The organism is Pseudoalteromonas sp. SCSIO 43095 (assembly GCF_023650455.1).
In the GTDB taxonomy this organism is placed as follows: Bacteria; Pseudomonadota; Gammaproteobacteria; order Enterobacterales; family Alteromonadaceae; genus Pseudoalteromonas; species Pseudoalteromonas tetraodonis.
In genome coordinates, this window is sequence record NZ_CP087995.1 from 48,429 (window position 1) to 62,994 (window position 14,566).

The window sequence follows — 14,566 nt, forward strand, 5'->3', positions numbered from 1 at the left end:
TAATTAAAGATAGTTCAGTGAGGGGGTTATTACTAATTATGTAAACGCATTTTGTGTAAATGACTAACTAAAGCTGGATGCTTTCACCTTCATTTAAAATATACAGAGGGATCTTCGAGTTCATTTTTTTATGCATATGCAATAAGCGCAGTAGTGCAGAGTGGCTGCTGTGATCGCCCATCTTCCAACTTGAGTTACCATAGCCCCACGGTATCATTACTTTACAGTTAAGCGCTTGTGCTGCGGTTAATGCATCCTCAGGAGTGGTATGTACATAACGGTACCAGTTGCCGTTCTCTTTATGGTAATAAGAGGCAATAGGCATTAAGCACACATCGATATCGCCATATTTTTGCTGTATATCGTTAAAGTGTTTTGAATAACCAGTGTCGCCTGCAAAAAATAAAGTGCTGCCACTTTGCTCAAGTAACCAGCCATTCCATAGGTCTTTATTGTTATCTTCATAAATAAAAGGCACTAAAACACGACTACTAAAATGATGCGCAGGTAGCGCATGAATGGTTAAATCATCAATTTTAGTTTTTGCATACCATGCCATTTCACTAATGTTAAAGCCACCTGTTGGAAAGTTATCAGCCATGCCAAGGGGGGTTAGGTAGCGAGGCTGATTACCAATTTCTTCAATATCGGCTTTATTGAAATGATCGTAGTGAATGTGAGAATACATAACGGCGACTAAGTTTTTCAATTCATTGTCTGTGAGCCAGTCGCCAGGCTTGCGATAAAATCCTGAAGTAAGGCGAAAAGCTAAATCAATAGGCGAGTCAAATTGCTCTTTTACGGGATCAAATACAACTTGTTGGCCATTCGGGGTTTTGATCACAAAGCCTGCGTGTCCGAGCCAACGAATAGTAAAGCCCGCATTAACCTGCGGATTTTTCTGCTTACCTTGATATTGGCAGTTTTCAGCCTCTGTTTCACAAATTAAGTTATTGTTTTTTGGGTAGCAATCAGTTTCACAGCTAACAGGATAACTTTTTTTGCCTGGGTAGAGGTTGTGGTAGCGCCCAGCTTGCTCACCTTGTTGATGAAGTGGAATAACGGTGTCAGGGCCTGCAATAACCTCAATATTATTCGCAGTGCTGCATGCAACGAGCACACTGGAGGCGATGATTAAGCTAAGTGTATGTATTTTCATAATTCATTTTTAGTTGTTATTTTTATCTTACTGAAAGTGTAACAAAAGCAGTTTGCTAAAAAAGGACAAAAAAGTAACAAAAAGTGTGTATAAAAAAGCCCGCTATTTTTAGCGGGCTCAGTTTAATAGGTTAAATATTTAGGATTTATTCATTTGCTCAATAAATTTATTTGAGTCTTCAATCGATTTGTTCATATCATTCATTAATAACTGAATATCGCGCTTTAAGTTAGTAAATTCACCTTTGATAGCCGCTACCGCTTGCGCATTTAAGTTATGCTTTAAATACAATACGTTGTCTTTTAAAGATGATAATACCGGCTCCATTTTACTCTCGGCGCTGCGCATTGAGCGAAGTAACTGGTCGAATTGACGTTGTGTTGCTGCTAACTTTTTGCTGCTTTCACGCTTAAGTGAGGCACTTTTGTATTGCTCTAACTCATCATTCCACTCATCAAATAAAGCTTCTGCTACGTCTTCAACTTTATTAATATTACTTGATACTTCGTTTGCCGCTTGAAGGCTTGACTCGTAATCGTCATTAAGTTGATTGTAAGCATCTTGCAATTCACCGCCATCAAAATTAATGAGTGTAGTTAAACGCTCAAGTGCTGATTGAAATTCTTGTTGAGACTCTTGTTGTGAGTCTTTTGTTTCTTCTACGCGGTCAATCAAAATATCACGCTTATGAACACCTACTTTTTCCATTGCCGAATAATAAGCAGACTGACAACCAGAGAGCATCAGCATTAACGCAAGTATGGTTGTCCCTAAAAATGTTTGTTTTTTCATCTGAATTCCTATTTACGAGTGTTAATGCTGTAAATTATGGCCTTGATTGTTATTATAATCAAAAGCTCACCAACAAAGTTAATTGTATGAATGATAAGCTCTCCCATTACAAACAGCAAGTTAAGGCGTTTTTAAAACTGCAACCAGGCTGGTGGATGCAATATTTTAATCGCTGTATTGACGATCAAATAACCATTAATGCAGGGTATTTAGCGTACGTTACTTTACTTTCGTTAGTCCCACTTATTGCTGTAGGTGTAGCAATATTTTCTGCTTTTCCAGGATTTGAGTCGACTCGTTTAGCTATTGAGAGCTTTTTGTTTACTAACTTTGTGCCCACCTCTTCTGGTGTCATTAAAGAGCATATTAGCTCGTTTGCTAGTAATGCCAATCAAATGACGGCAGTAGGTATTGGCTTTTTAGCAGCCATTGCCTTGCTACTTATTCGTAATGTAGATGCCACGCTAAACCGTATTTGGCGAGTAAAGAAAAAACGCCCGATGATGATATCGTTTGCCGTATATTGGATGGTACTCAGCTTAGGGCCCGTGTTACTGGGTGCGAGCATTGGTGTCACCTCTTATATTGTGTCGTTGGTATCGTTTGCCGATCAAGGGATACCAGGGTTTAGTGGTTTCTTGTTAAAGCTACTCCCTTATGCGATTTCTATGGCTGGTTTTATTATGCTTTACACCTTAGTGCCTAATACTCGCGTTTCGTTTAAGGCGGCCGTTCCCGGTGCGCTATTTGCTGCCATGTTATTTGAGCTAACCAAAAAAGGCTTTGCTTTGTACATTAGCCATTTTCCATCATACGAAGTGATTTATGGTGCGGTAGCAACCATTCCCATTTTGTTTGTATGGGTTTACTTGTCGTGGGTCGTGGTGCTACTAGGCGCTGAATTCACGGTGTGTATTAACATGAAGCATTACAATAAAAAAGATCAACAAGCAGAGGATACAGAGTAAATGCAGGGATTAATTCAACGAGTAACACACGCTAACGTGGTGATAGACCAACAGCTTGTCGGTGAAATTAAACAAGGCATTGTATTATTGCTGGGGGTGGAAAAAGAAGATGATGAAAGCAGCGCTGATAAACTATTACACAAAGTCACCAATTACCGTATTTTTAATGACGAAAACGATAAAATGAATCTCAGCCTTAAAGACATACAAGGCGAACTGTTAGTCGTATCGCAATTTACGCTCGCAGCCAATACAAAAAAAGGCATGCGGCCTAGCTTTTCATCGGCAGCTACACCAGACCAAGCGCAAGCGCTATATAATTACTTTGTAGAGCAGGCTAAATTACTCGGTATTAAGGTCGCGACCGGTGAATTTGCAGCCGATATGCAGGTGAGTTTATGTAACGATGGGCCGGTTACCTTTAATTTAACCGCTTAACGTGCTTTTTCTACAATCACAATATGATTAACAAAGCCGGTAATTTTTTGAATACTAATAGCCTTCCCAAATACAGTCAGTAGTACATGTTGTAACTGAGTGAGTTGTGATGAGTGCTGCGATAAAAAGTTAATAAATAATATGCCCTGTTGATCAAGTGCATCATAAATTGTTTGATAAAAGCATGAATCAAATAAAAATCGCGGGGCGTCTAATTCACTAAATAAATCTAAAATGACCCAGTCCATCTGCTCTGCTGATTTTAAAATTGTTTGCGCATCCTCGCAATGAATCTGTTGTTGTTCACTGGGGGCAAAAAATTGTTGATAACAGTCAATAATATGGGGGCTTTTCTCTACTGAAGTAACCTGTACTTGAGGATACTGCTCTAATAAGTAATTACGAATGGCACCGCCACCTAACCCCAGTTCGAGTACTTTTTTAGGCGCAGGTAGCTGTTGCCAAGCCGTTGCTAAATAAGCAAGGTGCGGAAACAGCAATGCATGTGGTTTTGCTTTTAAAATAACAGACTGCAAGGTGTTATTAATGAGTAGCCAGCGAAGTTGTTGATACTCTCTTACTTGTATGTGCTCACCATGCTGATTATGCCAATAAAGTAACTGGCCTAGCGATGAACTATGCTCAATAAAATGTTGGCTGATCAGGCCACTACTGCAATGGATATATTTATTCATGCTATTGAGCATAAACCAGCAGAGGTAAATCGCAACGGCTTTTGTCATTAATTTTTTACAGCTGTTTTCTCAGCACCAAAGTCTTATTTGCAGTTTTACCCAGATCGAGTATGGTGTTTTTCACAAAATGCACAGCGTAATATTTTACATTTTTAATTTATGGAGTATGTATGTTTCAAGTGAGCACCCCACAAAGTAGTGAAGACTGGCAAGCCTATTACCAATTACGCTGGCAGGTTTTACGTGCCCCATGGGGCGAACCTCGGGGCTCTGAGCAAGACGATTTAGAGCAAGAGGCTGAGCATCGCTTCATTAAAAATAAAGCGGGTGAAGTATTGGGTGTGGCTCGTTTGCACTTTAATAATCAGCAACAAGCTCAAGTACGTTATATGGCGGTTGCAGAGGGTAACCGTAATCAACATATTGGTAGCCGTTTACTACATGAGCTAGAAAAAATAGCGTGGAATCAAGATGCTGATGAATTAGTGTTGTTTGCTCGTGAACGTGCTCTGGAATTTTATCAGCGCCATGGCTATGAAAATAAAGAAAAAGCACATTTGGCTTATGGTGATGTACAGCATTACAAAATGGTTAAGCTCAAACCGAGTGAGCCAGGTTGGTTTCGCCACCCCAATTGGACTCAAGTACTGCAAAACACATGGCGTGAATCAATCCCTATTAGTGATGCTATGGGAATAAAAGTAGAAAGTTACACAGATTGGCAATTTACTACTCGTGCAGATTTAAATGCTAACTTAAACTTACACAACACCATGTTTGCGGGCTCTATTTATAGCCTAGCTACATTAACGGGTTGGGGAGCAACGTATTTAGCATTAAAAGAAGCCGGACTTGAGGGCAATATAGTGTTAGCCGATGCTAATATTAAATATTTAAAACCACTGAATACCGACCCTAAAGGCTGTGTTGATATTCAAACCTGTAAAGGTAACTTAAATGAGTTACAAGAGGCGGGTAAGGCGAGCTATTTAGTACCAGTAACCATTTTTGATGGTGACCAAGTAGTTGCCCAGTTTGAAGGGCAGTTTGTAGTTAAAAAGTGATAAAATAAACGAAAAAGCCAAGCGAGTTGCTTGGCTTTTTTTATAAGCGTTTTTTACAGTAAATCTGTCAGTAATATACCCACACCAAAGCGTTCAATATCGGCGTTATAGTCTATTAAACTTTCACCATAACCATTAAAGTACTGTGCATAGCCGCGTACTCTTCCCCATAGAGGGAATGACCAATCAAGCTGAATTGCCCCGCGGTTATCTGAATTTAAATTATTACGAGTCATAAAACTAAATTCATGATCGTGAAAGCGATACGCGCCACCAAATTCAAAGTAACCCATGTATTTATAGATATCAGGGTTATCGTCACCTCGTGCATCTAACGGCGCAGGCTTTTTGTTTTCAGGAATGCGATACCAAGGTTTAAAGCTAAATACAAAGCCGTCTTTTTCCCAAATGAAATCGGCATAAATGCGATTCCAAGAACGCGAGTTTGGCTGACTACGACCATTAGATTGGTGCGAAATACCAATGGCTATTGCCATTTCATCGCCCCATAAAACGTTTTCAGGGTCTAAGTAATTAATCCAAAATACTTCTGGCTCGTAGTTGGTTTCACGAAAAGGAGAGGAAATATCGTCGTTATATACTTGCCAGTATGACTGCAAAGTAAAGCCAAAAAATATAGCTTGGTCTGAGTCGGCAAACTCATCATACAAAGGCACTTTAATTGATAGCTGATATTTAGCTTCTAAGTTATCAAGTGGGTCGCCATCTTTTTTATCGGTTAACTCTGCAAATCCATCAAACGGGCGAGTGTTTGGGTTCGACATATAAGAAACAGGTAAAATATAATTACGTCTATGCGGGGTAATTACATTACGATTTTTTTTACCAACCGCTTCACGGGCTTGGCGTTTGTCGATAGCCGTTAGCTGCTTGCTTTCTTCAACGGCAGAACACTTTTTACGTAATTGATCGAGGGTTTGCTTACCGTCTCCACCGATCACTTCATTTAAAATACATTGCTTTACCAGCTCAAGTTCATTGTTTTGCTCGTTATTCGCTGTTTCTTCAGCAACAACGGTTGTGCTGAGTAATGTAGAAAGTAGTATCCAATGGCGCCAACTCATTATAATTCCTTTGTAAGTGAGGGAAGTCAGTATTTTGCTAATTATAGCGCCTTTTTAACACATAAACGGTGAATTTGTCCTGAACTTTAATACTTTAAAAAGAAAAGCGACCTAAGTCGCTTTTACTGTGTAACTAGTTATTTACTAGCTAACTCTCACGCAATGAGAAGGGGTGAGCTAAAGCTCAAAGACGTTGGTAAAAAATTTATACAGTTCGGTACCTTGATTCACACTCGCTGAGGCAAAATGCAATATCGCAATTGCATCGAGATCAAAGCTTAGAGTTTGCAGCGGTTGTTCGCTTAAATAGCGCTCCATTCGCAGTATTTTAGCAATGGGTTCTCCAGCTTTAACATGCCCGCCAAGAGGTGCTAGGTATTCGACCATGCCACCCATGGGGGCGTAATAAGCGATATAATCATTTAGTTGGCAGCCATATCTTGTCATCAATTTTGGCTTGTAGGGGGCATCAACAAATACTTGCTTATGATTTAAATAACTTAAAATACTATTGGCATCGTCTAGTGCCGCGCTTAAATCGATTTTTTCTTGGCTGCCAAGCTCTACCGTAAAGGCTTCAACTTGCACGTTAAATTCACGCCCTTGCTGAGCAAGTTGCTCACTAAGCTGCCACCATGGACAAAAGCTTGCTTCATCCATTGCGCCATCAAAGTCATTAGGAATAACCAGCACATGGGGAATATTAAAGTAACGCGCGCTATCGGTCGCATACTCAGGGCAATATAAGTGCTGACTAGAAATAGGGCCGGTGTGTAAATCTAAAACTATATCTGCTTGATGCGCCAATTTTTGTAAGTTTAGCGCAATCCGTTTCCCCGTTGTTAAACGATAATCAGGGCCGTTGAGTTGTTGCTCAACGTCATTAATTAACGCGGCTTTAAAGGCTGTTTTCAGAATCTTATCATCGGCATCGCTGAACTGCTTTGCAAACTGTGATGCAAGTTTATTATTGCAGTGATACATGCGATTCCAATTAGTCCCCGTAATGGGATCGAATCGGCCAAGGGTAAATTCCCCCGACTTTTGATTACAGCCAATGGGGTTAGCGTAAGGAACTAAGGTAATATCACCTTTTAAATTAAGTGCTTTTAGTTGCTCAAGTAATTGGTAAATTACCGCGTTGCCTTGCACTTCTGCGCCATGCATATTAGCTTGTATATACACACTTGGGCCGGTGCCATCGCCTTTTAAACGATACACAGGAATAGTCAGTGGTAGTCCGTTTGCGACTTCGCCAACTACAATGTTTTCTTGGCTTATAGCTGTGGTGTTATTCATCTTTTTTACCTCAAGTAGTGGCTTGCATCTTCTGCTTGTCGCACGCAACTCAATACGCCATTGTGTATAACATATTCACCGGCCAGCTCATGACATAAAAAGTACGGCATACTTTCGGTAAAACCGTAGGCACCGCATTGACTAAATACTAACCAGTCTTGCTCATTTAAATCACTGGGTAATTGGTGCTCTCCTAAGCAATCAAGTGCAGTACATAAGGGGCCGTATAGGCTCATTGCTTGATTTGCTGCGTTTGAATCTCGTAATAAACGCGCAGGGAAATCTTGACTGGTGACCGCAGGGCGCAATAAATGATTAATGCCGCCGCTCATAATCACCTGTTGTTGGCCGTAATTTAGTTTGCGCTCAACAACAGGTGTGGCGTAGTGGCCGCATTCGCCTACAGCGTAGCGACCTAGTTCCATCCACAGCTCAGTAACCCCCGCATCGCATTTAATTTTTGCAAGCGCCTCTATGAGTGCATCCCAACTTAGAGTGGGCGTATCAAGCGTATAGGGAATACCTAAACCACCACCTAAATCCAGCACCTTGAGGTTAATATTTAAATCCTCAGCAAGTTGCCTTAACGGCGTAATCATTTGTGTCCACAGTTCAGCAAGTTTGTCGCTGCTAAGCATGTTGCCCCACTGAAAAATATGCAGACCGTCAAAATTAAGTGCACAGTAGTCACTGGTATTTAGCGCCTGCCACTCGTCGCACCCCAAGCCAAATGGAGTAAGACTATCGCCCCCTAGCGGGTTTTTATCACCCTCGGGCCAGCGTAATTGAACGCGCAGCAAAACCTGCAACTGGCACTGCTGGGCATTGGCTTGTTCGTTTAACCAACGCACCTGATTGAGACTTTCTGCCACAAAGGTGCGTACGCCACGCGCAATAAAGTGCTTAATTTGTTTAGGGCTTTTTGCAGGCCCCGTGTTGAGCACGCGTTCACTGTTAATTCCTTGAGCAAGGACTTGCTCAAGCTCGCCTTTACTTGCAACATCAAAGTTAAAACCAGCGTTATTTAAGCGTTGGATCACGCTAGATAACGGGTTCGCTTTAACTGCATACCAGAGTTTTACCTCGGTTTGTGCTACTAAACGCGTTAAATGTGTGTTTAGTGAATCAAGATCATAAACAAAAAAGGGCGTATCAAGCTCAGTTGATAGCTTATCAATAGCGCTTTTAACGGGCGTGCTCAAAAAGGTCATTAACGTAAAACCTCTTCAAGCAATAATGACGCGTCACTTTGCTCGTCACGGTATTTAACAATTAACGCACACGACATGCTTAAGCCTTGCTCACGCGCCCAATCGTTTGACGCAGGGCGAGATCCAGGGATCACAATTGCGTATTCAGGGATTGCTTCGCCTTTATCAAGCTGGCGCTCATTTACGCAGTCATAAACAGGGATGGTTGCAGATAAGCGAACACCTGGAGCAAGTACCGCGCCTTTTTTAACTACCACGCCTTCAACAATCACACAGCCTGCACCAATAAAGGCATCATCTTCAATAACCACAGGGCTGGCACCAATGGGCTCAAGTACCCCTCCTAATTGTACCGCTGCGCTTAAATGCACATTTTTACCTACTTGAGCACACGACCCTACGAGCGCGTGGCTATCTACCATAGTGCCCTCGTCAATAAATGCACCAATATTTACGTACGCAGGTGGCATAATAATAGTGCCTTTGGCAACATGTGCACCACGGCGCACACTTGAACCACCGGGTACCATGCGAACGCCTGCTGTGGCTTCAAAGCTTTGCGGCGCTAAGTTATGTTTATCAACAAAACCGCCAGCAAACTCGGTGTTTTGACCGTTTTTAAAGGCTTCTAAAATGCCTTGCTTTACTTCTACGTTAGCGTGCCATTGGCCGTTTTCGTCTTGTGTTGCTGCGCGAACCGCGCCCGTTTCTAAATTATTTAATAGTTCTAACCAGTTCATTATAAAAACCTGTATTTAATGCCAAGATAAAATGGTGTTGTTTGCCGATGAAATGTCATTGGTGTGTGTCAGCTCAAGGTGTGTTAAAGGTGGGCGTAAATACGGACTGCTAATACGGCCTTGTAAATGCATTAACACTTTGACTGGGATAGGGTTGGCTACTGAGAATAAGCTATTGATAGCACTAGACCACTGGACAAAAAGATTAGGGTGTTGGCCGCTTAAACTGCGCTTTACAAACTCATGGGTTTGCACTGGCCATGCATTGGCTGCAACCGACACTAAACCTTTTGCACCTGCTTGGGCAAAATAAGGCATGAGGGCATCATCACCACTAAAAATAGCTAAATCAGGCGCCGCTTTTCGAAAGGCTTCAAATTGAGAGATAGAGCCACTGGCTTCTTTCAGTGCCCATAAATTTTTATGATGTTTGAGGTTTTCAATAGTCGCAATGGGAATGCTTACGGCGCTTCGTCCTGGTACGTTATAAAGCATACAAGGATGAGAACTGGCATCGAGTAAGCTTTCAAACCAATGCGTTTGCCCCACTGCACCGGGTTTGGCGTACAAAGGCGAGCCAAGTAAAAAACCATGAATAGGCAGTTGGTTGCAGTAGTTAACCCATTCAAGCTGCTGCTTTAAGTTACTACCACCGACTGCGACCATAAGCGGGACGCTCGGCTGTAATTGGCAGACATGCTCTACGATGGCTTGCTGCTCTTTTAGGGTCAGGGCTAACCCTTCGCCAGTGCTACCAAGTAATAAAATGCCGTTGTTAGCGGCTTCTTGTTCGGCCACCAAGGTGTCTAAGGTTGCGTAATCAACTAGGCCATTTTGATCAAATGGGGTGATCAGCGCAGTCCATAAATGGAAATTGTTAATATTGAAGTTGTTGATCATCTCTCACGAACTTATAGGGCATTCGTCGAGTTTTTGGCGGGTATTTAGGATGCCTGACTCTTTGAATGTGTTTATAATTCGAAGAGCGAATGGGCTTAAATAATAGGGCGCACGGCCTTATTATACTAAGACCAGAAGCTCTCCACCAAATATGTTATTGGTGACAGTCGCTAGGATTCAACCTAGTCGCCCGAAGTAATCTTTCACAAAAAAGTGTTACCTCTCGGCGTTAATTCCCCTCACGTATGCTCATTGGAGTTTGCGCTCCTAACATACGCTACCTGAATAACGCACCTCTTCTAGCCCTTTGTACTCGCTACTTGAAAAGCCAGTTAGCAAATACAATGTAATAGGGTAAGTGTGGCGATTAAACCATTTTAGCCGTCTAGGTGTCAAGTGACTAAATTCAGATTGATTCACCCTGATTGACTGTTATTACGTATTGGCTGCTTTTCTCGTACACTAACCTCACAGTAGAAGTAAGGTATTAAGCAGATGGAAAAATTTAGCGATATTTATAAGCGAGCAGTGGAGCGAAAGGGCTCTGAAAAAATGCTTAAGTTGTTACTCGCAAAACCTTTATCAACAAAGCAACTCAGCACATTAAGTGATGATGATTGGCTAGAAGAATTTACTCGCAAGGTATTTCAAAGTGGTTTTTATTGGTCGGTGATCAATAGTAAATGGGCAGGATTTAGAGAGGTTTTTTGGGATTTTAATGTTGAAAAGTTACTGATGATGCCACCGGATATGCTTGAGCAAAAAGCCAGTGATGAGCGGATTGTACGCAACTATAAAAAAGTAAAAACTATTACTGAAAATGCATATATGATCCACGAAGTTGCGCAGCAGCATGGTAGTTTTAGTCAGTTTATAGCTAATTGGCCAAGTGAAGATATTATTGGTTTGTGGGCATATTTGAAAAAACAGGGTGCGCGTTTAGGGGGCAATACCGGTCCTTATGCTTTGCGTGCATTAGGGAAAGACACCTTTTTATTATCCCGAGACGTAGAGAGCTATTTACGTGCGCACAAAATTATAGATGGCGGCTTACAAACCAAAAAATCATTAAATGCCGCGCAAGCTTTTTTTAATGAACTGCAGCAGCAAAGCGGTTTAAGTATGCAAGAGCTAAGCTTAATTGTCGCTTATGGTGTCGGCGACAACCGAGTAGGAATAAGCCAACAACAATAGGATTAATCATGAAATTAGTGCCAAGGTATACCAATATTGGTGACGGCTTTGCTATTAGCGATCATCCGGCTAAAGTGGCAGCGCCACAGTTATTGTTATGGAATGAGCCCCTAGCTAAGCAATTTAATATACAGGTGAGTGCCGATTCACGAGCAAATATATTCAGCGGTAATGAACCCCAAGCGATTTCTGCAGTGGCACTGGGATATTCTGGTCATCAGTTTGGTCACTTTTCACCGCGACTAGGGGATGGTAGGGCGCATTTGCTCGGTGCGATTAGCGATGATAAAAATCAGCTTTGGGATCTGCAATTAAAAGGCGCTGGTGCTACGCCATTTTCGCGCGGAGGCGATGGCCGCTGTGCATTAGGTCCAGCTATTCGTGAGTACGTAATGAGCGAAGCTATGCACGCGCTTGGCATTCCAACAACGCGTTGTTTAGCCGTGGTTGGCAGTGGCGAAACCGTTTATCGCAACCCACCTCAACCAGGTGCTATTGTAACCCGACTCGCCAGCAGTCATATACGGGTGGGCTCGTTTCAATATTTAGCCACTCAAGGTGACGTTACTAGCCTAAAAAACTTAGCCGACTTAGCCATTCAAAGACACTATCCCGAGATTAACAGCACTGGTGCTCAGCGTTATTTAGATTTTTTAGCTGCAGTGATCGCCAACCAAGTCAAATTAGTCGTAAGTTGGATGAGGGTGGGGTTTATTCATGGTGTTATGAACACCGATAACACCTTAATTAGTGGTGAAACCATAGATTACGGCCCATGTGCCATGATGAACCAGTTTGATTTTGATACCGTGTTTAGCTCTATTGATAAACAAGGGCGTTATGCGTTTGGTAATCAGCCAAACATGGCAAGTTGGAACTGTGCCCGCTTAGCAGAGAGTCTAATGGCGCTGATCAGTGATGATGACGAGCAAGCGGTGGCATTGATGACGCCTTTAATTGAGGGCTTTTCAACGCAATTTAACCAACAATTTAGCGCTATGTGGGCGCAAAAGTTAGGGTTAACAGTCGCGGATGATAAAGATAATAAGTTGGTGGGAGAGTTACTAGGGTTATTAAAACAACACCAGCTTGATTATACCAATACTTTTAATGCGTTAACTGAATCGTTAACTGGACAAGCGCAAATACCATCAGCACTTGTATCGTGGGCACAGCAATGGCAAACACGAACTAACGAGCATAGTTATAATATAATGCGACAGGCAAATCCAAGTGTGATTCCCCGTAATCATATTATTGAAGATATTATTACTCAGTACACTACGCATGGGGATAGTGAGCTACTCAGTCGTTTTAGCAAAGTGATGTCGAGCCCTTACACAAGCAATATGCAAGCTACAGAGTTTCAACAGCCGCCTGAAGATGATAAGAATTATCGTACTTTTTGTGGTACTTAAGTATTGTTTGTTGCATCTTAAAATGAATATAAAAGGTCATTTTTTACTCCTGCAATGTTCATTCATAGAGTAAACTATGAACGAGTGATACCATAACTCCATAAAGGCCAGTGATCGTGTGGGGTTTAAAGCGATTGTTTGCTTTTTGAGCTAGCCTGTGTTCATCGACATTTTTTATGAGCTAGTTTTATTATCCTAGATATTGAAAAAATATATTTGCGTTAAGCATTGATTAACAAAGACTCAGTTACTATATAAGTAAGTTAGAAGAGCTAGCAATGCTTAGCTATATTTTTAGTTGTTAAAATGGGAAGAAAACAATGAAATTAAAATCACTTACAATGGCTATTGCGTTAGCTGCAACTAGCGCATCTACTTTCGCAGCCGAGCAAGAAGGCTTTTACATCGGTGCATTCGGCGATTATTACGATGCTTCGTGGAAAAACATGCGTGAGCAAGCTGGCCTTGACGTTAATGAGTCAACAGGCTGGGGTGCTGAATTAGGCTACCGCTTTAATGATTACTGGAGTGCGCGTTTAGAGTACGCAGACCTAGACTTTAATGCTCACGACAAAGTATTGAACAACCGCAACGATATTGACGGCGAACGTTATGGTATCGATGCACTTTACCACTTTGGTGGCGGTCCTTTCTACGGTTTATTTGGTCTGAAAGATATTGATGTTGTTGATGACAACACGTTTTTAAACGCAGGTGTAGGTTACCGACACTTTGTTACAGACAACTTTTTTGTTAATGCTGAAACCAGTGTTTACCAAGGTTTAGATAAAGGCTACACAGATGTTGGCGCTAAATTAGGTATAAACTACTTCTTTGGTCAAAAATCGGCGCCAGTAACACCGGTTGAGCCTGCACCAGAGCCAGAAATTGTTCCTGTGCCGGTAGCACTTGCTGATACAGATAAAGACAGTATCCCTGATGTAGATGATAAATGTGCCAATACACCTATGACAGATGCTGTTGGTAGCGATGGTTGTACACTTTATGAAGATACTGAAGTAACAGTAAGCTTGTTAGTAACATTCCCTAACAATGACTCGTCAGTTTCGCAGCAGTACTTAAATGATATTGACGAAGTAGCGACTTTCTTAAAAGAGTACCCAGATACAACAGTGCTTCTTGAAGGTCATACGTCTGCAGTAGGTAAAGCGTCTTACAATAAATGGTTATCTAAAAAACGTGCTGATGCAGTAGCTAAAAAGCTAATTGCTGATGGTATTGCAGAAGATCGCATTACAACGGTAGGTTTAGGTGAAGAACGCCTTAAAAATGAAGCGAATACGGCAAAAGCGCATGCTGAAAACCGCCGCGTTGAAGCACACGTAAAATCTATTAAACGTGTAAAAGTATTACGTTAATAGTCTCATTATTGAGTAAAAACCCAGCTTAGGCTGGGTTTTTTTATGGCTGCTTAATAGGTATTCATGGGAGTTGGTTTTACTTTGCTCACTATTCATATTATTAATAATCGGTATAACTAGTTGCATAACTGGATGGATTTTAATCTATGCACAAAAGCTTTATAATCGGCAGATAGAATACTATAAGTATTGGGTTATGGTGTGTTTAGTAAACACCACCG

The 14,566-nt window shown here is 41.6% G+C and carries 14 protein-coding genes and 1 riboswitch; of the genes, 6 read left to right on the forward strand and 8 right to left on the reverse strand.

The features are described 5' to 3' along the window. Positions 1 to 67: 67 nt before the first annotated feature. The gene (locus LOC50_RS00280; RefSeq protein WP_138626626.1) at positions 68 to 1,159 is read right to left on the reverse strand and encodes an MBL fold metallo-hydrolase; all 1,092 of its coding nucleotides are present in this window, start codon (positions 1,157 to 1,159) and stop codon (positions 68 to 70) included. 138 nt (positions 1,160 to 1,297) lie between these two features. Further along, complete coding sequence (locus tag LOC50_RS00285) at positions 1,298 to 1,951, reverse strand: DUF2959 domain-containing protein (protein ID WP_013463802.1); 654 nt, start codon at positions 1,949 to 1,951, stop codon at positions 1,298 to 1,300. 86 nt (positions 1,952 to 2,037) lie between these two features. Between LOC50_RS00285 and LOC50_RS00290 the strand changes: the two genes are divergently transcribed. Together LOC50_RS00290 and dtd are read left to right on the forward strand one after the other, a co-directional pair. Then, the gene (locus LOC50_RS00290; protein ID WP_138626627.1) at positions 2,038 to 2,919 is read left to right on the forward strand and encodes a virulence factor BrkB family protein; all 882 of its coding nucleotides are present in this window, start codon (positions 2,038 to 2,040) and stop codon (positions 2,917 to 2,919) included. After that, on the forward strand, positions 2,920 to 3,357 hold the full coding sequence (gene dtd, locus LOC50_RS00295; protein ID WP_033102725.1) for a D-aminoacyl-tRNA deacylase: 438 nt from the start codon (positions 2,920 to 2,922) through the stop codon (positions 3,355 to 3,357). On the opposite strand, the gene LOC50_RS00300 is transcribed toward dtd, so the two are convergent. Next, entirely contained in the window at positions 3,354 to 4,100 is a 747-nt protein-coding gene (locus tag LOC50_RS00300; RefSeq protein WP_069440225.1) for a spermidine synthase, read from the reverse strand. The two genes, dtd and LOC50_RS00300, sit on opposite strands and share 4 nt — an antisense overlap. A gap of 122 nt (positions 4,101 to 4,222) precedes the next feature. Here LOC50_RS00300 and LOC50_RS00305 point away from each other — a divergent pair, with 122 nt between their 5' ends. Beyond that, positions 4,223 to 5,116 (forward strand): bifunctional GNAT family N-acetyltransferase/hotdog fold thioesterase, encoded by an 894-nt coding sequence (locus LOC50_RS00305; RefSeq protein WP_036980946.1) that lies wholly within the window; start codon positions 4,223 to 4,225, stop codon positions 5,114 to 5,116. A 53-nt stretch (positions 5,117 to 5,169) separates the two neighbouring features. Here LOC50_RS00305 and LOC50_RS00310 read toward each other — a convergent pair whose 3' ends face one another. From LOC50_RS00310 to dapA, 5 genes are all read right to left on the reverse strand, one after another. Beyond that, positions 5,170 to 6,201 (reverse strand): phospholipase A, encoded by a 1,032-nt coding sequence (locus LOC50_RS00310; RefSeq protein WP_036980948.1) that lies wholly within the window; start codon positions 6,199 to 6,201, stop codon positions 5,170 to 5,172. 177 nt (positions 6,202 to 6,378) lie between these two features. Next, complete coding sequence (locus tag LOC50_RS00315; RefSeq protein ID WP_248533650.1) at positions 6,379 to 7,500, reverse strand: succinylglutamate desuccinylase/aspartoacylase family protein; 1,122 nt, start codon at positions 7,498 to 7,500, stop codon at positions 6,379 to 6,381. A 5-nt stretch (positions 7,501 to 7,505) separates the two neighbouring features. Continuing rightward, on the reverse strand, positions 7,506 to 8,711 hold the full coding sequence (locus LOC50_RS00320) for a PLP-dependent decarboxylase (protein WP_138626629.1): 1,206 nt from the start codon (positions 8,709 to 8,711) through the stop codon (positions 7,506 to 7,508). Continuing rightward, positions 8,711 to 9,451, reverse strand: a complete 741-nt coding sequence (locus LOC50_RS00325; protein ID WP_013463810.1) for a 2,3,4,5-tetrahydropyridine-2,6-dicarboxylate N-succinyltransferase — start codon at positions 9,449 to 9,451, stop codon at positions 8,711 to 8,713. Before LOC50_RS00325 ends, LOC50_RS00320 begins: the two co-directional genes overlap by 1 nt. Positions 9,452 to 9,466: 15 nt before the next feature. Further along, a complete protein-coding gene (dapA, locus tag LOC50_RS00330) occupies positions 9,467 to 10,351 on the reverse strand; it encodes a 4-hydroxy-tetrahydrodipicolinate synthase (RefSeq protein WP_250653413.1) in 885 nt (294 codons plus the stop codon). A gap of 127 nt (positions 10,352 to 10,478) precedes the next feature. Further along, a riboswitch (Lysine riboswitch) is annotated at positions 10,479 to 10,658 on the reverse strand. Positions 10,659 to 10,846: 188 nt separating this feature from the next. On the opposite strand from dapA, the gene LOC50_RS00335 reads away from it, so the two are divergent. The 3 genes from LOC50_RS00335 to LOC50_RS00345 all read left to right on the forward strand — a co-directional run bounded on the left by LOC50_RS00335 (position 10,847) and on the right by LOC50_RS00345 (position 14,342). Next, a complete protein-coding gene (locus tag LOC50_RS00335) occupies positions 10,847 to 11,545 on the forward strand; it encodes a DNA-3-methyladenine glycosylase I (protein WP_036980958.1) in 699 nt (232 codons plus the stop codon). Positions 11,546 to 11,553: 8 nt separating this feature from the next. Then, positions 11,554 to 12,963 (forward strand): protein adenylyltransferase SelO, encoded by a 1,410-nt coding sequence (locus tag LOC50_RS00340; RefSeq protein ID WP_250653414.1) that lies wholly within the window; start codon positions 11,554 to 11,556, stop codon positions 12,961 to 12,963. A 320-nt stretch (positions 12,964 to 13,283) separates the two neighbouring features. Further along, on the forward strand, positions 13,284 to 14,342 hold the full coding sequence (locus tag LOC50_RS00345; RefSeq protein ID WP_069440232.1) for an OmpA family protein: 1,059 nt from the start codon (positions 13,284 to 13,286) through the stop codon (positions 14,340 to 14,342). Positions 14,343 to 14,566 lie beyond the last annotated feature (224 nt).

Coding starts and splice junctions, on each gene's coding strand:
- LOC50_RS00300 (WP_069440225.1), bottom strand. CDS start 4,100: ATGACAAAAGCCGTTGCGATTTACCTCTGCTGGTTTATGCTCAATAGC.
- LOC50_RS00315 (WP_248533650.1), bottom strand. CDS start 7,500: ATGAATAACACCACAGCTATAAGCCAAGAAAACATTGTAGTTGGCGAA.
- LOC50_RS00340 (WP_250653414.1), top strand. CDS start 11,554: ATGAAATTAGTGCCAAGGTATACCAATATTGGTGACGGCTTTGCTATT.
- LOC50_RS00345 (WP_069440232.1), top strand. CDS start 13,284: ATGAAATTAAAATCACTTACAATGGCTATTGCGTTAGCTGCAACTAGC.
- LOC50_RS00320 (WP_138626629.1), bottom strand. CDS start 8,711: ATGACCTTTTTGAGCACGCCCGTTAAAAGCGCTATTGATAAGCTATCA.
- LOC50_RS00290 (WP_138626627.1), top strand. CDS start 2,038: ATGAATGATAAGCTCTCCCATTACAAACAGCAAGTTAAGGCGTTTTTA.
- dapA (WP_250653413.1), bottom strand. CDS start 10,351: ATGATCAACAACTTCAATATTAACAATTTCCATTTATGGACTGCGCTG.
- LOC50_RS00280 (WP_138626626.1), bottom strand. CDS start 1,159: ATGAAAATACATACACTTAGCTTAATCATCGCCTCCAGTGTGCTCGTT.
- LOC50_RS00335 (WP_036980958.1), top strand. CDS start 10,847: ATGGAAAAATTTAGCGATATTTATAAGCGAGCAGTGGAGCGAAAGGGC.
- dtd (WP_033102725.1), top strand. CDS start 2,920: ATGCAGGGATTAATTCAACGAGTAACACACGCTAACGTGGTGATAGAC.
- LOC50_RS00285 (WP_013463802.1), bottom strand. CDS start 1,951: ATGAAAAAACAAACATTTTTAGGGACAACCATACTTGCGTTAATGCTG.
- LOC50_RS00305 (WP_036980946.1), top strand. CDS start 4,223: ATGTTTCAAGTGAGCACCCCACAAAGTAGTGAAGACTGGCAAGCCTAT.
- LOC50_RS00325 (WP_013463810.1), bottom strand. CDS start 9,451: ATGAACTGGTTAGAACTATTAAATAATTTAGAAACGGGCGCGGTTCGC.
- LOC50_RS00310 (WP_036980948.1), bottom strand. CDS start 6,201: ATGAGTTGGCGCCATTGGATACTACTTTCTACATTACTCAGCACAACC.